The sequence below is a fragment of the Alsobacter sp. R-9 genome (genome assembly GCF_054612375.1).
In genome coordinates this window covers 390,119-408,672 of sequence record NZ_JBTSWJ010000003.1, presented here as the reverse complement: position 1 = coordinate 408,672, position 18,554 = coordinate 390,119, and the positions used below count along the sequence as shown (strand labels likewise).

Sequence of the window (18,554 nt, the reverse complement as noted above, 5' to 3'; positions counted from 1 at the left end):
GGAACCGAATGCCCGCGTTGTCGCTTGACGGCAGCCGGAACAGAGAATGGACAAGCGCCTGATGATCGATCGACGCCTCTTCCTGCTGGGACTGCCCGTCGCCCTCGGCGGCTGCGTGTCACAGCCCCGCCCGCAGCCCACGGCGATGCTGCCGGTCATCGATCCCTATTTCGAGCGCATCTACGCCGAGATTCCCGGCGAGCGTTATCCGGTCCCGGCGGTCGACCTTTACGACGTCGACCCGGACTTCCTGCGCCGGGTCGTCGACTACGGCGGGCGGGAGCCGCCCGGCACCGTCATCGTCGACTCGCCCAACCGGTACCTCTACCTCGTGCAGCCGGGGAACCAGGCCATCCGCTACGGGGTCGGCGTGGGTCGGGAAGGGTTCGGGTGGAGCGGAGCGGCCACTATCAGGCGCAAGAGCGAGTGGCCGACATGGACGCCGCCCTCCTCGATGATCCGTCGCCAGCCGGAGCTCGAGCCCTATGCCTCGGGCATGCCGCCGGGCCTGGACAATCCCCTGGGCGCGCGGGCCATGTATCTCTACCAGGGCGACAGGGACACGCTGTTCCGCATCCACGGCACCAATGAGCCGAGCACCATCGGCACACGCGTGTCGTCCGGCTGCATCCGCATGATCAACCAGGACGTGATCGACCTCTACGGCCGTGTCCCGACCGGGACGCGCGTGGTCGTGCTGCGGGACGCGGAGACCGCGTGAGCCGTGTGCGCCGGCGCACATCGCTCTGGCGCCCGGCCCGCCATTCTGTCTTCATGGTTATGCAGGAGGCAGCGATGTCGAGCGAATCCAAGCAAATCCGTTCCGCTCTCGGTCACGATCGGGCCATCCGGCGCTTCGCCGTTCTCGCGATGCTGGCCTACGGCATCGCCTGCACCTCGATCACCTGCCTGCAGCTGGCGCACCTGTAAGGACAGAGGCGCAGATGGCCGACAGCTGGAGCTTCGGGGACGACCTCCTCGCCGTCACGGTCGGGGCGAAGGGCGCCGAACTGCTCTCGCTCCGTGATGCCCGTGGCCGGGAGTGGCTCTGGCAGGGTGACGAAGCCTCCTGGCCGCGCCAGGCGCCCATGCTGTTTCCTGTCGTGGGCCGGTGCGCGAACGGGATCCTGCGGCACCAGGGCCACGACTATCCCATGCCGCGCGGGCACGGCTACGCCCCCGAGCGCGCTTTCTCGCTGGTGTCGTCGACCGCCGCATCCTGCCGCTGGCGGCTCGATCCAGACGCCGAGACGCGCCGCTGCTACCCGTTCGACATGAGGCTCGACGTCACCTTCTCGGTCGCCGACGGCATTCTCACGCAGCGCGCCGAGGTGACGAACGTCGGCACCGGGACGGGCGTGGCGTCGGTCGGCTTTCACCCGGGCTTCCAGTGGCCGACGCCGAACGATCCAGGCGGTGCCCAGGACGCCTATGTCGTGCGCTTCGAGAAGGACGAACCCGCCCCGATCCGCCGTATCGTCGATGGCCGGCTGACGCGCGCGACCTTCTCCAACGAGCTCGACGGCCGGACGCTGCACCTGCATCCGGGCCTGTTCGCGGTTGACGCCATGGTCTTCGATGCGGTGCGGAGCCGGTCCGTGTGGTTCGGCCGGCCGGGCCTCGGCGGCGTGCGGGCCGACTTCCCGGACTGCCCGCATCTCGGCCTGTGGATGCGGCCTGGCGCGCCCTACCTGTGCATCGAGCCGTGGCAGGGCCACCACTGCCCGGAGGGCTTCGACGGCGACATCACCGACAAGCCCGGAATGATCCGGCTCGAACCCGGCGAGGGCTTCGTGCGGACGATGGTCATCTCGATCGACGCGCCGGAGCCGGTCTGAGCCGCTCCGGCGCGCCTGACGCGAAGACTTTTGGCTTTCAGAACTCTTCCCAGCCGCCGGTCGACCGACCGCCACCCGCCGCCTGGCGACGGACCGGCTTGGGATCGACGGTCCTCGCCGGCTTCGGCTCGCCCCGCGAGGGGCTTCCGGAGCCGCCGAAAGCGGCCTGCGCGAGGCGGCGCAGACGCTCGGGCTCGGGCGTCGCAGGGCCGGCATCGTGTCGCGCCGGGGCCACCGGGTGACCGCCCTGGGTGCGGAACGCGGCGACGAGGTCGTTGAGCCGTCGGATCTGGTTCGACAGTGACGAGGCGGACGCTGCGCTCTCCTCGGCGAGTGCCGCGTTCTGCTGAGTCATCTCGTCCATATGGGCCACCGCCGTCGACATCTCGCCGATGCCGCTCGCCTGCTCGTTCGCGGCGTCGGCAATGCGCGTGACCGTCGTCGAGACCTTCTTGGACGCCTCGACGATCTCGCCCAGAACCTGGCCGGCCGACCGCACGAGCTTCACGCCCTGCGCCACCTCGGCGGTCGACGTGTTGATCAGCCCCGTGATGTCCTTGGCTGCTTCCGAAGACCGCTGCGCCAGCGTGCGGACCTCGCTCGCCACGACGGCGAAGCCCTTGCCGGCCTCGCCCGCCCGGGCCGCCTCGACGGCTGCGTTGAGCGCGAGAAGGTTCGTCTGGAAGGCGATGTCGTCGATGACCGACGTGATGTCGGTGATCTTCTGGCTGGCCTGCTCGATGCGGGTCATCGCCTCGACGGCCTGCGTCACGATGGAGCCGCCCGTCTCCGCGACCCGCGTCGCGCCATCCGCGAGGCCCACCGCGTCGCGGGAGGCCTGTGCGGAGGCCTTCACGGATGCCGAGAGAAGCTCGGCGGTGGAGGCCGTCTCGACGAGCGAGGAGGCCTGCTCCTCGGTGCGCTTGGCGAGGTCGTCGGCGCCGCTCGAAATCTCCGTGGCGGCCGTCCCGACGTCGACCGCGGTCGTCTGGATCGTCGTCACGGTCTCCGACAGCCGGTCGATCGTATCGTCGATGCTGGCCTGGAGTTCTCCGAGGACGCCACGGTAGGTGTTCGTCGCCCGGCGCGTGAGGTCGCCGGAGGCGACGGCGCCCATCACCGCTGCGAAATCCTCGACGGCGGCCTGCACCGTACCGGAGACCTTGTTGAGGCCCTCGGAGATGTCACGGACGAAGCCGGTCTTGCCCGACATGTCCAGGCGCTTCGAGAAGTCCCCCTCGGCGGCCGCACTGACAACCTGCGCAATCTCGATCTGCGCCTCGAGCTCGGCCGTGGTGTCGTGCCACAGCAGCGTGTGACCGAGGCGGGCGCCATCGGGCGCGTAGATGTAGCTCATGTCGACGAGAATGGTCTTGCCGTCGACCATCAGGCGCACCTTGCGCACCTTGCCGTCGTCGATGATCAGCTCGCGGCGCAGGTTCGCGTTCTGATTGTAGTAATCGATGTGCTCTCCGAACATCTTCTCGACCGAGAAGTCGTGGCGCGCGGCGCGGAATGTCGGCTCAAGCTGCATGAAGAGGTTGAGAAGCGACCCGCTCATGAACACGACCTTCTCGTCAGGGTCGGTGATCATCAGCATGGTCGAGGAGCCGTCGAGCGCCGCCATGGTCAGCGCCTGCTGGGCGCCGAGGTCCTGGAAGCGCTTCAGGGCACGTGCGATCTCGCCGGTCTCGTTTGGCTTCTCGGTGTGTGCGACCTCGAAGCGGTAGTCGCCCTTGCGGAAGCGCTGCAGCGCGTCCACGACGTCCCCGATTTCGCCGCGGATGCGGCGCGCCATGAAGAACGCGAGCAGCACGGCGATGAGCAGGATGCCGCCCGCGATGGTGAGCTGGCGCACGGCATTCGACTGGAGGCCGTCGATGCGGGTGTCGAGCAGACGGTTCAGTTCTCCCGCGGCGCCGGTCCACAAGGTGCCGGCGAATGCATGGAGATCGGAGTCAGCCTTGTCGAAGGGTGCCTTCAGCTGGGCCGTGGGCTGGCCTTTCTGGACCTGCTCGGAAACGTCGAGCGCAGCCTTCAGGAGCGCGGCGCTGAGTTTCTTCACGAGCGCGGCCTTGCTCTCCAGGGCCTTCTGCGCGGAGCCGTCTGCATTGCCGCCGATCGAAGAGGCGAGCGAGCTCTGGACAGGATCCGCGGCGGCCTCGAAGCGGCCGACCGCGCGGATGAAGGTGACGAAGTCCGACGAGCTGGGCCTGGCGCCCGGCTGGAAGTAGATCGCCGCCGACTGGCGCAGCTCGGCCGCCGCAGCGACGAGCTCGGGCAGGCGGACGGTCGTGACGTCCATGAGGTAGTAGCTGTCGACGTCCGGGTCGAGGGTCAGGTTCGAGCCGTCGGAGACCTTCTGGATGGCCGTCTTGCCGAGCGACAGCAGGTCGACGCCATCCTGCGGCGCGACGAGGGCCTGCCCGAACGCGCGCGTGGCGGTACCGGCCTTGAACTGTTCCTCGTTCCCGGAGGCCTTCGCCGTCAGGTCCCGTCCGGCCGTCGCGAGGGACGCGGGAACGGGAACGGGGGCGCCGGCGGCCCAATGGGCCTTCCAGAGCGGCTCGACGGCCGCCATGCCGGCAACCTCGGCGGCGGAGAATGCAATTTCCTTGCGTGCCTGAGCGATGAAGAGCCAGACCATCAGGCCTAGCGGCACGCTGGTGAGTGCCATGATCACGCCGATCTTGGCGCCAATTCCCAGGTTGTTCACGTTCAACCGAGATACAAGCGATGGCATAGTGTGCCCCTGAAATAACTTCCGGGGTTTGTACAGAGCATTTGTTAAAAAGGCGCTGAGTGGCTATGCAATCCGCAAGACTCTATTTGCCTATTGCTTGTGCAGCGTGATTGACCTGCAGGCAGAATGTTAATGGGCCGGAAAAGAAAAGCGCCCGGAACGAGGTTCCGGGCGCTTCCTGGCGACGAATTGTTGACCTTCAGAACTCTTCCCAGCCCCCGCCTCCGGCGGCACGACGGGGTTGAGGGGCCGGCCGCGACGCAGCCGGCTTGGCGGCCGGCCTTGCCGAAGGCCTCGGCGAGGGCCTCACGGCGCCCGACGGGCGCGGCTCCTCCGCGAAGGCGTCCGCCGCGAGGCGACGCAGCCTGTCGGGTTCGCTCGTGGGCGTCGCGCTGCCGCGCACGGCGCCGGCTTGGCTGGTGCGGAACGTCGCGACGAGGTCGTTGAGGCGCTGGATCTGGCTGGAGAGGGACGCGGCGGACGCCGCGCTTTCCTCGGCCAGAGCCGCGTTCTGCTGGGTCATCTCATCCATGTGGGCGACGGCCTGGCTCATCTCGTCGATGCCGTTGGCCTGCTCGCTCGTCGCCGCCGAGATCTCGCTCACCGTCCCGGCCACCTTCTGGGATGCGTCGACGATGCGGCCGAGCGCGTCGCCGGCCGAGCGCACGAGTTTCACCCCCTGCGCGACCTCGGCGGTCGAGGACGAGATCAGCCCGGTAATGTCCTTGGCCGCTTCCGACGAGCGCTGCGCCAGCGTGCGAACCTCGCTGGCAACGACCGCGAAGCCCTTCCCGGCCTCCCCGGCACGGGCCGCCTCGACCGCGGCGTTGAGAGCCAGCAGGTTCGTCTGGAACGCGATGTCGTCGATGACCGACGTGATGTCGGAGATCTTCTGGCTCGCCTGCTCGATGCGGGTCATCGCCTCGACGGCCTGCGTCACGATCGAGCCGCCGTTCTCGGCGACCTTCATCGCCTCCTCGGCAAGGTCGACGGCCTGACGGGACGACTGAGCGGAGGCCTTCACCGACGCGGCGAGTTCCTCCGTCGTGGCGGCCGTCTCCTCCAGCGAGGATGCCTGCTCCTCGGTGCGGCGGGAGAGATCGTCGGCACCGGCGTTGATCTCGCGGGCGGCACCGGCGACATCGACGGCAGTTGTCTGGATGGTCGCGACGGTGTCGCTCAGCCGGCCGATCGTTTCGTTCACTGCGTCGCGCAGCAGGGCGAGCTTGCCGCCATAGTCGCGCGTGATCGGGTGGGTGAGGTCGCCGGCGGCGACGTGGGAGATGGCAGTCGTGATCTCTCCTGTCGCCTCGTCCATCACGGTGCTGATGTCGTTGATGGCAACCGACAGGTCGTGCATGAAACCGGACTTGCCGTCTAGCGGGATGCGCCGCGAGAAGTCGCCCTGCGCGGTCGCGCGGGCCACCTCGGCCACCTGCGTCTGGATCGCGACCTCGCCCGTCATGTCGCGCCACTCAAGCATCGCGCCCATCTTCTCGCCGGCGTCCGACAGGATCGGCGAGACGACGAGATCGAAAGTACGCGCACCCATGCGGATGCGCGAGACGTGCGGCTGGCTCATCCGCTCGATCATGCGCTCCTGGTGGGCGGGGTTCCTGTGGAACAGGCCCATCGACTTGCCGAGGATCGCGTCCGGGTCGAACTGCGGAAACGCCGTGCGGAAATCGGCGACGTAGGTGCGGAACAGCGTCTTGACCGACTTGTTCATGAAGACGATGCGCGACTCGTTGTCGATCAGCATCACGTTCGTCGGGGCCGTGTTGAGCGCGGCGTAGGTCCTGGTGGCGTCGACCGAACCCGTCTTCAGCCCGTCAAGGCTGGCCTCGACGCCGACAAGGCCGCCGGCGGCGTTGCCGCTCGCGGCGGCAAGGCGCGCCGCCGGGCCCATCAGCCGCGCCTGCACGAGCCATCCGGCGACCGCGAGGCAAAGGCCCTGGGCGGCGATCGTCGCACCGGCGGCGAGGGTAATGCCTGCGTCGCTCGCCAGCCATGCTCCGGCGGCGGAAAGCGCCAGCGTCGACGCGGACAGGAGGAGGAGGACGGGCTTGAGCGGGATCGACGTCATTGTCATCCGTTCATGATGGAGGGAAGCTCGAGCAACGCCACAACGGAGCTGCCCTTGACGGCCAGGGTGCGCACGATCTCGTCGCCGTGGCCGTCGAGGGCCGGCGCCGCGTGAAGTTCTGTTTCGCTGACGTCGACGATGTCGGACACCGCATCGGCGAGCACGCCGACGAGGCGGTCGCCGATGTCCGTCACGATGACGACGCTGGCGCGGGAGATTTCGGTCGGACCGAGCCCGAGACGGCGGCGCAGGTCCACGACGGGAACGATCGCGCCGCGCAGGTTGATCACCCCCAGCACATGCTCCGATGCATTCGGCAGGGGCGTGGTCTGCTGCCAGCCGCGGATCTCGCGAACCGCAGACACGTCGATCCCGAAGGCACGACCATCGGTCTGGAACGTGACAAGACGATCTGGCATGCGTCACCTTTGATTTTTGTCAAGCCTGCTGATGATATTCTCAGCCGCACAAGATCTGATTGCTCAAATTGATGTAACTGCTGATCTTACGTTCGCCTTCTGATAGTATTTCACACGAGAAACACGGATAAATTCTTAAGCGGCTCCGGAAGCAGCATACGGATTGACCCTTATGCCTGCGCCTGCGGCATGGTCCGCATGATTCTGAGGCGCGGGGCTTTCCCGTGGGAGCGGGAGGGGGATAAGAGGAGCAGTTGCGCCCTCGATCCCCCCGCCCCGGCATGACCGCCTTCATCGTCCTTCTGCTCGCCTACACGCTGAGCCAGTTCTTCAGGGCCTTCCTTGCCATCGTCGCGGGAAACCTGACGGCCGACCTCGGGCTGGACGCCCGGCAGCTGGGGGACCTCTCGGCCGTCTGGTTCATCAGCTTCGCGCTGACGCAGTTCCCGGTGGGAATCGCGCTCGACCGCTTCGGCGCTCGCCTGACGATCTTCGGCTTCATGCTGGCCGCGGTCGCCGGGTCGGCGCTCTTCGCGACGGTGACGAACTTCGCCGGAGCACTCGTCGCCATGGCCCTGATCGGCATCGGCTGTGCACCGGTGCTGATGGGAAGCCTCTATGTCTTCGGGAGGGCCTATCCGCCCGAACGCTTCGCCATGCTCACCTCGCTCATCATCGGGCTGGGCTCGGCCGGCAACCTGCTCGGCGCCGCACCGCTGGCATGGGCGGTCGCCGCCATCGGATGGCGGGCCAGCATGACGGCGATCGCCGGCGTCACCGCCGTGAGCTGCCTGCTCGTGCTCGTCCTGTTGCGGGAGCCGCCGCGGCCGGCGAGGAGCGGCTCGCCGTCCGACAACGGGCGGCTGACGGACCTCCTGCGGCTGCGCCCGCTATGGCTGATCGCGCCGCTCGCGCTCGTCGGCTATGCCTTCGTCATCGCGCTCCGCAGCCTCTGGATCGCGCCCTTCCTGCAGTCCGTGCACGGCTTCGACGCCGTCGCGCGCGGCGAGGCGGCACTCCTGATGGCGGCTGCAATGTCGATTGGAGCGCTCGCCTACGGCCCCGTCGACCGCTTCCTCGGCAGCGCCAAGATCACCGTCCTGGCAGGCAGCATCGTCACCGTGATCATGCTGGCCGCCCTCGGTCTCTGGGGCGACCGGTCGGCGACGGCCAGCGTCGCGCTGTTCGCCGCCATCGGCGCGTTCGGCATGAGCTACGGCATCCTGATGGCGCATTCGCGCCTGTTCTTCCCGCCCCAGCTGCTCGGCCGAGGCGTCACCCTGATGAATTTCGTCTTCATCGGCGGCGCCGGGATCGTGCAGTGGATTTCCGGCCGGTTCGTGCAGGCGACCCAGAACGCCGGGTGGGCGCCGCAGGACACCTACGCGGTCCTTCACACGGGCTTCGCCATCGTGCTCGCCGGCGCCACGGCCCTCTACTGCCTTGCGCCGCGGCGGCCCGACCCCAAGCAGGAGCCGTGACGCCAGGGCTTCGCAGGCATATCAACCGCCGGTTGTCTCCTGACGAGCCCGTTCGCGCAGCGTGCGGCGTACGATCTTTCCCGTGGTGGTGAGCGGCAGTTCGCCGACGAAGGCCACCTCCCGCGGATACTCGTGCGCGGCAAGCCTGGTGCGCACGAAATCCTGGATGTCGCGCGCGAGCGCGGGCGAGCCCGCGAAGCCATCCTTGAGGACGACATAGGCCTTCACGATCTCCGTTCGCAGGGGATCCGGCTTGCCCACGACGCCAGCCATCCGAACGGCGGGATGGCGGAGCAGACAGTCCTCGATCTCCCCCGGACCGATCCGGTAGCCGGCCGACGTGATGACGTCGTCGTCGCGACCCACGAAGCGGAGCATGCCGTCCGGCTCGCGGACGCCGGTGTCGCCCGTCAGGAGCCACTCCCCCCGGAACTTGGCGCGCGTCGCCGCCTCGTTGTTCCAGTAACCCAGGAACATCACCGGATCGGGCGACGCGACGGCGATGGCACCTTGCTCTCCATCCGCGCAGGGCCGACCCTCCTCGTCGACGACCTCGACACGATGGCCGGGCACCGCGCGTCCCATAAGCCCGGGTCGCGACGGCATGATGCGCTGGCAGGACGAGACGACCATGTTGCATTCGGTCTGCCCGTAGAACTCGTTGATCGTGACGCCGAGCACCTCGCGCCCCCAGTCGAGGAGCTCGGCACCGAGGGTCTCGCCGCCGCTCGCCACGGTGCGCAGGTCGAACGAGAAACGCGACCGCACGTCCGGCACGGCCCGCATCGTCTTCAGTGCCGTCGGCGGGATGAAGGCGTTCCGCACGCGGTGTCGGGCGAGCAGGTCGAACGCCGCCTCGCCGGTGAACTTGGCGAACCGCCGGGCGACGACGGGCACCCCGTGGTGGAGCGCAGGCATGAGCACGTCGAGAAGTCCGCCGATCCAGGCCCAGTCGGCGGGCGTCCAGATCCGGTCCCCCTCCACCGGGAACAGGTCGTGGCTCATCTCCACGCCCGGGAGGTGCCCGAGCAGAACACGATGGGCGTGCAGGGCGCCCTTCGGCAGGCCCGTCGTTCCGGACGTGTAGATGATGAGCGCGGGATCGTCGGCAAGCGTGTCCACCGTCGCGAAGGTGTCCGGACAGCCGCGCAGGGCGGCATGCAGAGGCTCGGCTCCGTCCACGCCATCCTCGGTCGCGAGCAGGACCCGCAGGTCGGGGAGCTTGCCGCGCAGGGGCACCAGCTTCCCGGCCCCCTCCCGGTTGGTGATCACGGCCCGGGCCCCCGAGTCGCGCAGGCGATGCTCCAGCGCCTCGGCGCCGAACAGCGTGAAGAGAGGGATGGCGATACCACCCAGCTTGTACACGGCGACGTGGGCTGCGGCCGTCTCCAGCATCTGCGGCAGGAGGATGCCGACCCTGTCGCCGCGCCCCACGCCGCGCGAGACCAGCAGGTTGGCGATCCGGTTCGACAGCGCGCGAAGCTCCGCGTAGGTGACGTCCCGGCCGTTTCCGCGGTCATCGACCTCCACGATGGCGACGCGGTCCGGCTCGACATCGGCCCAACGGTCGCAGACGTCATGGCCGATGTTGTACTGCTCCGGCACGATCCACGAGAAGCGGCGCCGCAGATCGTCGTAAGTGTCCGCCGGAACAAGCATGGCGTCCGGGCCTCCCTTCGCTGCGTGGCTCGCTTTACGCTACGCGAGCCCTTCGATAGTTCTGTCGCAGCCGACAACGGCTGCCAAGGGTCCGCGATCCACAGATGAGCACGGCGCGATGATGACGGGTCCGCATTCGGGGGCGGGGCTTGCCCAGCAGGGCCGGACCCGTGCCGAAATCCTGGCGAACCGGCTCGCCGAGGACATCGTCGGCGGGCGCTTCAAGCCCGGCGAGGCTCTCGACGAGGTCGGCATCGCCGGCGCCTTCGGAGTGTCGCGGACGCCCGTGCGCGAGGCCGTGCGGCAACTGGCGGCCATCGGCCTCGTCGAGATTCGCCCGCACCGCGCGCCGATCGTCGCCAAGCCCGACGAGCGGACCCTGCGGGAGATGTTTGCCGTCATGGCCGAACTGGAGGCCCTCGCAGCCGGCAGCGCGGCGGCAGCGATGACTCCGGGAGAACGGCACGCCCTCGAGGCCCACCACCTCGCGATGCGCGCGCTGGTGCAGGCCGGCGACACGGCCGGCTACAGGGATGCGAACACCGTCTTTCACCGGATGATCGCGGAGCTGTCCCACAACGCCTATCTGGCAGAACTGACCGCCGCGACCCAGCGGCGCCTCGCCCCGTTCCGCCGGGCGCAGTTCGACGCCAGCGTCGACCGCCTGACGCGCTCGCACGACGAGCATGGGGCGATCGTGACCGCCATCCTGCGCGGCGACTCGGACGGTGCGTCCCGGGCGATGCGAACCCACATCGGCCTGAGCGGCCGGGCGTGGGAACTGCTCGGCCGGCGGCTCGCAGCTGCCTGACCTCACTCCGCCGGGACGGGTGGCGCGTCCCGACGCCGACGACGGCGCGTCAGGCGCTGCGCGAGACGGTCCATCAGCACGTAGATCGCCGGCGTGGTGTAGAGCGTCAGCAACTGCGACACGAGGAGACCGCCGACGATCGTGAGGCCGAGGGGGCGGCGCAGTTCCGATCCCGGCCCCGTCGCGAGCACCAGCGGAAGGGCGCCCAGCATCGCAGCGAGCGTCGTCATCAGGATCGGACGAAAGCGGGCCAGGGAGCCCTCCAGCGCAGCCTGCTCGGGCGTCAGTCCCCGCTCGCGTTCCGCCTCGATGGCGAAGTCGACGAGCAGGATGCCGTTCTTCATCACGATTCCGATGAGCAGGATGATGCCGATGAAGGCAATGACGGAGAGCTCCGTCCCGGTGGCCTGGAGCACGAGCAGCGCCCCGAGCCCCGCCGCCGGCAGGGTCGACAGAATGGTCAGGGGGTGGGCCAGGCTCTCGTAGAGCACGCCCAGCACAATGTAGACGGTCAGGATCGCGGCGAGGATGAGCAGGGGCTGATCGTTCGCGGCACGGCGCAGCGCGCGAAGGTCGCCGTCGAAGTCGACGCGGACCGATTCAGGCAGATGGAGTTCGGCCACGGCCTGCCGCACGGCTGAAAGCGCATCGGCCATCTTCGTCCCTGGCGTCACGCTGTAGCTGATGCTCGACGACGGAAACTGGTTCTGGTGGCGGATCGTCAATGGTGCCGGCCCCTGCTCCACCCGCGCGATGGCCGACAGCGGCACCTGTCGTCCCGACTTCGAGGGCACGTACACGAGCGCAAGGTCGTTGGGATCCTGCCGATACTCCGCCTCCACCTCCAGCACGACGCGGTACTGGTTGCGGCGCCCGTAGAGGGTCGCAACCTGCCTTTGCGCGAACGCGTTCTGCAGCGCCGAGGATACGTCCTGCATGCTGACGCCGAGCCGCGCCGCCTCTTCGCGATCGACCACGACCGTTGCCTGAAGGCCGCTGCCGCCCGACTGGTCACCGCTGGCGTCGGTAATGCCCGGAACGGTCTTCAGCGTCTGAACCGCGCGCCGCGCGTGGGTCTGGATCTCACCATAGTTGTCGCCCCACAGCGTGAATTGATACGGCGAGCGCTGCCCTTGGCCTCCCCCGCCCAGGCGCACGTCCTGGATCGACCAGAACCACGTGTCCGCGCCCGCTACATGCCGCGTCGACTTTCGCAAGCGCTCCAGAACCTGCTGTGTGCTCGCATCCCGCTCTGCCGGCGGCTTGAGGACGATGGTCAACCTGCCATTGTTGACAGTTGCGGCCCAACCGCTGCCGCCGACGGAAGAACTGACGTGGCGCACCGCCGGATCCTCGGCAACGCGCGCAGCAACCCGCTTCTGCAATTCGACCATCGCAGGGAAGGAAACGTCGGACGATGCGCCGACCCAGCCACCGACGAGTCCGGTATCGTCCTCGGGGATCAACCCCTTCGGCGTCGCAATGTAGAGCCATACCGTGGCACCCGTGGTGAGCAGGACGGCGACCAGCGCCACGTAACGGTGTCGCAGCACCCACGGCAGCGAGCGGGCATAGGCTTGGTGGAGGGCGCCGGTCACCCCTTCGACCAGCCGATCGAACCAGTTCGCGGGACGCCCGCCCGGACGGATGAGATGCGCGCAGATCATCGGGGTCAGCGTCAGTGCGACGACGGTCGAAATCCCTACGGCGAAAGCCAGCGTGAGAGCGAACTCGCGGAAGTAGCGGCCCGTGATGCCGCCGATGAAGATCAGCGGGATGAACGCCGCCAGCAGCGCGATGCTGATCGCGACCACCGTCAGCGCGATCTGCGATGCGCCCTCGATCGCGGCGCGCATCGGGGTCAGTCCTTCGCCGATCTTGCGCTCGATATTCTCCACCATCACGATCGCGTCGTCGACGATGAACCCGACCGCGATGGCGAGCGCCATCAGCGACAGGTTGTCGATCGAGTAGCCCACGAGCCACATGGCGGCGAAGGTTCCGGCGAAGGCGAGCGGCACCGTCACGCCCGCAGCAAGCGTGGCAGCGCCCCGCCGCAGGAAGACGAACACCACCAGCATCACGAGACCGACCGTGACGGCGAGGGTCTTCTCCATGTCCTCGACGCTCGTGCGCACCGACGTCGTCCGGTCTGCGACGACGGTGACCTCGATCGAGGCGGGGACCCACCGGGTCAGTTCGGGCAGCAGCGCCTTCACGGCGCTCACGGTCTCGATGACGTTCGAATTCGGCTGCTTGGTGATGTTGAGGATGACCGCCGGGCGCCCGTCGAACCACGCGGCTGCACGGCTGTTTCGGACCCCCTCCTCAAGTTCCGCGACGGCGCCGAGCCGAACCGTGTTCCCGTCGACGGTCCGGACGGCGAGATTGGCGTAGCTGGCCGGCCGGCGCATCTGGTCGTTCGTGGCAATGGTGAAGGTCTGGTCCGCGCCGTCGATGGATCCTACGGGACCCAGCGCCACGGACTCGGAGATCGCCCGCCGCACGGCGTCCAGGCTGACCCCCATGGCCGCGAGCCGCGATGGATTGACCCGGACCCGCACGGCCGGTTGCTCGGAGCCGGAAATGGTGACGTCGGCGACCCCCGGCACCTGCATCAGTCGCTGCGCGATGGTCGTGTCGGCCACGTCGAAGATCATCGCAGGGGTCATCGCCGGCGACGTCAGGGCGATGACGAGGATCGGTGCGCCGTTGGGATCCGTCTTCCTGAAGGTCGGCGGATTGGGCATGTCGGACGGCAGGTCGGTCGCCGCCGCGTTGAGAGCGGCCTGCACGTCGCGGGCGGCCCCGTCCACCGACCGGCCGAGCTCGAACTCCATCCAGATGTTGGTGATGCCGAGGGTGTTGAAGGACCACACCCCGGTGACGCCTGCGATCTTGCCGAGGCGCCGCTCGAGGGGGGCGGCCACCGTGCGCGCCATCGTCTCGGGGTCGGCGCCGGGGCGGCTCGCCGAGATGCTGATGGACGGCAGCTCCACTGTGGGCAGCCCCGCGATCGGCAGGTGGCGGTAGGCGACGAAGCCGAGCATCAGAAGACCCAATGCCAGCAGTGTCGTCCCGATCGGCCTGCGGATGAAGGGCTCGGAGAGGGTCATGCCTCACTCCGCCGCGTGGGGTGCGCCGTCGACGACAGCAGCCCGCCGACGTCTCCGGATCGCGGAGGCGAGGCGCTCCATGACGAGATACATCACCGGCGTCGAGTAGAGTGTCAGCAGCTGGCTGAGCAGGAGGCCCCCGACGATGGTCACGCCGAGCGGGTTTCGCAGTTCCGAGCCAACGCCGTCCTCGAGCGCCAGCGGCAGCGCGCCGAAGAGTGCGGCCAGCGTCGTCATCATGATCGGCCGGAAGCGCAGGACGGAAGCCTTGACGATCGCCTCCCGAGGGCTCAGCCCCTCGGTGCGCTCCGCCTCCAACGCGAAGTCGATCATCATGATCGCGTTCTTCTTAACGATGCCCATCAGCAGCACGATGCCGATGACGGCGATCAGCGACAGGTCCATGTCGAATGCGCGCAGGGCCAGCAGCGCGCCCACGCCCGCGGACGGCAGCGTCGAGAGGATCGTCAGTGGATGGATGGCACTCTCGTAGAGAACGCCGAGGACGATGTAGATCGTGACGATCGCGGCGAGGATCAGCCACGGCTGGCCCTGCAGCGAGCGCGAGAATTCCGCTGCATCGCCGTAGTACCGGCCCACGATGCCATCAGGGATCCCGGTGTCCCGCTCGGCGGCGGCAATGGCGCGCAGCGCCTCCCCCAGCGAGGCCTCCGGCGAAACGTTGAAGCTGACGACCACCGAGGGGAACTGCTCGTCGCGGCCGACGACGAGAGGCGCGGTTGTGCGCGTCACGGTGGCGAAGGATGACAGCGGAACCTGGGCGCCGCCGCTGCCGGGGACGTAGAGCCGCGAGAGGCTGTCGCTGTCCTGCTGATAGCGAGGCTGCGCCTCCAGGATCACGCGGTACTGGTTCGCGTGGCCGTAGATGGTCGAGATCTGGCGCTGGCCGAAGGCGTCGTTGAGCGCGTCGTTGACCGTCTGCAGCGTGACGCCGAGGCGTCCGGCCTTCTCCCGGTCGACGCGGACGAACAGCTGTCCGCCGCCGGTCTGGGTCTCCGTGGTGACATCGCGGAACACCGGGTCGCGCCGCAGGCGCTCGGCGAGCCGCTGCGCCCAGGTCAGCACCTCCTCGCCGTCAGGACCGGTGAGGCTGTACTGGTAGAGCGCGCGGCTGGCACGCGTCGAGATCTGCACGTCCTGCACCGTCTGGAAGGTGACCGTGACGCCCGGAATTCTCGCCACCGACGCCTTCAACCGCTCGATGACGCCGGCGGCATCCTCGTCACGGTCGCGACGGTCGCGCAGAGTCACCATCAGGCGCACGGTGTTGGCCGTCAGGTTCACCGCGGTGACACCCACCACCGTGACGACGGCCGTCACGTCGGGATCGCGTTTCAGGGCATCGGCGACGGTCGCCTGGATCCGGCGCATCTCCTCGAACGACGCCGTCGCTTCCGCCTGAGCCACCGCTGTCACGAGACCGGTATCCTGCGCCGGCAGGAACCCCTTCGGCGCGATCACGTAGAGCCACACCGTCGCCGCGAGCGTGGCGAACAGCGACAGCATCATCAGCGCGGGGTGGCGCAGGCACACGAGGAGACTGCGTCGATACCCCTCGACCACCGCCGCGACGGCGCGGGCGCCGCGACCCGCGGCATGTTCCTCCGGCTGCGGCTTCAGGAGCCGGGCGCACATCATCGGGGTGAGCGTCAGCGACACGATGGCGGACACCACCACGGCGATGGTGAGCGTCAGCGCGAACTCGCGGAACATCCGGCCGACGAGGCCCGCCATGAACAGCAGCGGGATGAACACGGCCACCAGCGAAGCGGTGAGCGAAATGATCGTAAAACCGATCTCGCGGGCACCCTTGAGGGCGGCATCGCGGGGTTTCTCGCCGTTCTCGATGTGGCGGACGATGTTTTCGATCATGACGATCGCGTCGTCGACGACGAAGCCGGTTCCGATCGTCAGGGCCATCAGGGACAGGTTGTCGAGGCTGAAGCCGCACGCCCACATCACGGCGAAGGTCGCGACGAGCGACAGTGGCAGCGCCATCCCGGCGATGAAGGTGGCGCGGGCCGTCCGCAGGAACAGCAGCACGACGAGCACGACCAGCGCCACCGCCAGCGTCAGGGTGAACTGCACGTCGCGGATCGAGGCGCGGATCGTCCCGGTTCGATCGTGCACGACGGTGAGCTCGACGCCGGAGGGGATGGAGCGCTGCAGGCGCGGGAGCTGCGCGCGGACGCGCTCCACCGTCTCGACCACGTTGGCGCCCGGCTGACGCATCACGTCGAGGATGACGGCGGCCTGCCCCTGGTACCAGCCGCCGACGCGCGCGTTCTCGAGGCCGTCGACGATGTCGGCGACATCTGACAGCAATACGGGTGCGCCGTTGCGGTAGGCCACGACCAGCGTGCGATAGGCCGCGGCGGCTACCATCTGGTCGTTGGCGGCGATGGTGTAGGCCTGCTGCGGGCCGTCGAGCGCGCCCTTCGCCCCCGCCACGTTGGAGGCGACGATGGCGGTGCGGATGTCGGCCATGCTGACGCCGTACTGGGCGAGGCGGGAGAGGTCAACCTGCACGCGGACGGCCGGCCGCACGCCGCCCTGCACGGCGACGCTGCCGACGCCGGACACCTCGCTCAAGCGCTGCACCATGAGCGTGTCGGCGAAGTCGCTGAGCTGGCGCAGCGAGTAACTCGGCGAGGTCAGCGCCAGCGTGATGATGGGCGCGTCGGCCGGGTTCACCTTGGCGTAGATCGGCGGGTACGGCAGGTTGCGCGGCAGCGTCGAGGAGGCGGCGTTGATGGCTGCCTGCACATCCTGCGCGGCGGCGTCGATGTCGCGGTCGAGGCCGAACTGGAGGGTGATCTGGCTGATGCCGAAGGCGCTCTGCGAGGTCATCGTCGTCAGCGCCGGGATCTGCCCGAGCTGGCGCTCAAGCGGCGCCGTCACCAGCACGGCCATCGTGTCGGGGTTGGCGCCGGGGAGCTGCGTGGTCACCTGGATGGTCGGGAACTCGACCTGGGGGAGCGCCGACACCGGCAGGCCGACATAGCCGAGGATGCCCGCGATCATCACCGCGAGGCCGATCAGCGACGTCGCGATCGGCCGAAGGATGAAGGGGGCAGAGACGTTCATCGTGTGTCCGGTCCGGCTCCAGCCTCACCGCGACGTGGTGGCGCCGGCCGACGACTCGGTCCGGTTGGGGCGCGGCCGCGGTCGCTGCTCGGTGGGCGGCGCCGGCGCCGCCGGATCGCTTACCGACACCTTGGTTCCGTCGGCCAGCCGCGAGAACCCGGTCGTCACCACCACGTCGCCGAGGTTCACGCCGGCCGAGATCACCGCCTCGCTGTCGTTCTGGAGCGCCACGGACACCTTGCGCATGGCGACGGCGCCGTCCGTCACGACGTAGACGAACGGACCGTCCGGGCCGCGCTGCACGGCACCGGTCGGCACAACGGTGACGCCCCTCAGCGTCTCGACGAGGAGCCTGACGTTGACGAAGGCGCCGGGCCAGAGGGCAAGATCGGGATTGGGGAACTCGGCCTTCAGCCGCACGGTGCCCGTCTGCACGTCGACGGCGTTGTCGACCACCTGCAGCGTGCCGCGGTCGGCGACGCCGCGGTTGTCGGCATCGAGCGCCTCGACCGGCAGCGCGGCCGCCGCCGTGGCCCTGTTGATCCGCGGCAGCTGCTGCTGCGGCACCGCGAAGACGACCGCGATCGGCCTGATCTGCGAGATCACCACGAGGCCGTTCGGGTCCGAAGGCTTGACGATGTTGCCCTCGTCCACCGTGCGGATGCCCGTCCGTCCGTCGATGGGGGCCGTGACGGTGGTGAAGGCCAGCGTCGCCCGCGCACTGTCGATGGCGGCCTGGTCGGCGCGCAGCTGGGCCTCGATCTGGGCGACTGTGGCGCGCTGCGTGTCCGCCTGCTGGCGGGTCACGGCGTTTGTCTCGGCCAGTCGCTGGTAGCGCTCGAGGTCGCGCTTCGCGTTCTCGAGAAGCGCCTCGTTCTGCGCCTTTCGCGCCAAGGCCTGGTCGAGCTGGGCCTTGTAGGTGGTCGGGTCTATGCGCGCGAGGACGTCGCCCTTTCGCACGTCCTGGCCCTCCCGGAAGAGCACGGCGAGCAGCTGGCCCTCGACCTGCGGCTTCACGGTGACGGTGCTGGCGGGCCGGACCGTGCCGACGCCGTCGATGTAGACGGGCACGTCGGCCGCCCGCGCCGCGCTCGCCAGCACGGGCACCGGATCCTCGGACCCTCGGTCCCGGTTGCGGCGGCCCTGCCGCGGCGGGTCGGTCGGCGTCGGCCGGTCGAGAAAGACCGGCGCGACGACGGCCGCCGCGGCGATCAGCACGATCGCAGGCACGGCGACGCGCCACTTGCGCTTCATCACTCGTCTCCACCGCGGCGCCGCCCGGACGCCCGCGCG

The 18,554-nt window shown here is 68.8% G+C and carries 12 protein-coding genes; 5 read left to right on the top strand and 7 right to left on the bottom strand.

All coding sequences use genetic code 11. From position 1 onward, the window contains the following. The first annotated feature begins 46 nt into the window (after nucleotides 1–46). The 3 genes from ACX9GQ_RS07435 to ACX9GQ_RS07425 all read left to right on the top strand — a co-directional run bounded on the left by ACX9GQ_RS07435 (nucleotide 47) and on the right by ACX9GQ_RS07425 (nucleotide 1,838). Nucleotides 47–721 carry a L,D-transpeptidase gene (locus ACX9GQ_RS07435; protein ID WP_459628869.1) on the top strand — a complete coding sequence of 225 codons (675 nt, stop codon included), beginning with the start codon at nucleotides 47–49 and terminating at the stop codon, nucleotides 719–721. A gap of 74 nt (nucleotides 722–795) precedes the next feature. Beyond that, nucleotides 796–930: a hypothetical protein gene (locus ACX9GQ_RS07430; protein ID WP_459628868.1), complete on the top strand. Its 135-nt coding sequence runs from the start codon at nucleotides 796–798 to the stop codon at nucleotides 928–930. Nucleotides 931–944: 14 nt separating this feature from the next. Further along, a complete protein-coding gene (locus tag ACX9GQ_RS07425; protein ID WP_459628867.1) occupies nucleotides 945–1,838 on the top strand; it encodes an aldose 1-epimerase family protein in 894 nt (297 codons plus the stop codon). Between the two features lie 37 nt (nucleotides 1,839–1,875). Here the strand turns inward: ACX9GQ_RS07425 and ACX9GQ_RS07420 are convergent, their stop codons facing one another. The 3 genes from ACX9GQ_RS07420 to ACX9GQ_RS07410 form a co-directional block, all read right to left on the bottom strand. Beyond that, nucleotides 1,876–4,554 carry a methyl-accepting chemotaxis protein gene (locus ACX9GQ_RS07420; RefSeq protein WP_459628866.1) on the bottom strand — a complete coding sequence of 893 codons (2,679 nt, stop codon included), beginning with the start codon at nucleotides 4,552–4,554 and terminating at the stop codon, nucleotides 1,876–1,878. 226 nt (nucleotides 4,555–4,780) lie between these two features. After that, a complete protein-coding gene (locus ACX9GQ_RS07415) occupies nucleotides 4,781–6,667 on the bottom strand; it encodes a methyl-accepting chemotaxis protein (RefSeq protein WP_459628865.1) in 1,887 nt (628 codons plus the stop codon). Between the two features lie 2 nt (nucleotides 6,668–6,669). Beyond that, the gene (locus ACX9GQ_RS07410) at nucleotides 6,670–7,086 is read right to left on the bottom strand and encodes a chemotaxis protein CheW (protein ID WP_459628864.1); all 417 of its coding nucleotides are present in this window, start codon (nucleotides 7,084–7,086) and stop codon (nucleotides 6,670–6,672) included. A 281-nt stretch (nucleotides 7,087–7,367) separates the two neighbouring features. On the opposite strand from ACX9GQ_RS07410, the gene ACX9GQ_RS07405 reads away from it, so the two are divergent. Then, nucleotides 7,368–8,567: an MFS transporter gene (locus tag ACX9GQ_RS07405; protein WP_459628863.1), complete on the top strand. Its 1,200-nt coding sequence runs from the start codon at nucleotides 7,368–7,370 to the stop codon at nucleotides 8,565–8,567. Nucleotides 8,568–8,588: 21 nt separating this feature from the next. On the opposite strand, the gene ACX9GQ_RS07400 is transcribed toward ACX9GQ_RS07405, so the two are convergent. Beyond that, a complete protein-coding gene (locus ACX9GQ_RS07400) occupies nucleotides 8,589–10,226 on the bottom strand; it encodes an acyl-CoA synthetase (RefSeq protein WP_459628862.1) in 1,638 nt (545 codons plus the stop codon). Between the two features lie 118 nt (nucleotides 10,227–10,344). On the opposite strand from ACX9GQ_RS07400, the gene ACX9GQ_RS07395 reads away from it, so the two are divergent. Further along, nucleotides 10,345–11,037 carry a GntR family transcriptional regulator gene (locus ACX9GQ_RS07395; protein ID WP_459628861.1) on the top strand — a complete coding sequence of 231 codons (693 nt, stop codon included), beginning with the start codon at nucleotides 10,345–10,347 and terminating at the stop codon, nucleotides 11,035–11,037. Between the two features lie 2 nt (nucleotides 11,038–11,039). On the opposite strand, the gene ACX9GQ_RS07390 is transcribed toward ACX9GQ_RS07395, so the two are convergent. The 3 genes from ACX9GQ_RS07390 to ACX9GQ_RS07380 are packed head-to-tail and all read right to left on the bottom strand — an operon-like array spanning nucleotide 11,040 to nucleotide 18,515. Then, nucleotides 11,040–14,153: an efflux RND transporter permease subunit gene (locus ACX9GQ_RS07390; RefSeq protein ID WP_459628860.1), complete on the bottom strand. Its 3,114-nt coding sequence runs from the start codon at nucleotides 14,151–14,153 to the stop codon at nucleotides 11,040–11,042. A 3-nt stretch (nucleotides 14,154–14,156) separates the two neighbouring features. After that, nucleotides 14,157–17,261, bottom strand: coding sequence for an efflux RND transporter permease subunit (locus ACX9GQ_RS07385; protein ID WP_459628859.1), 3,105 nt, complete (start codon nucleotides 17,259–17,261; stop codon nucleotides 14,157–14,159). 24 nt (nucleotides 17,262–17,285) lie between these two features. Then, complete coding sequence (locus ACX9GQ_RS07380) at nucleotides 17,286–18,515, bottom strand: efflux RND transporter periplasmic adaptor subunit (protein WP_459628858.1); 1,230 nt, start codon at nucleotides 18,513–18,515, stop codon at nucleotides 17,286–17,288. Nucleotides 18,516–18,554 lie beyond the last annotated feature (39 nt).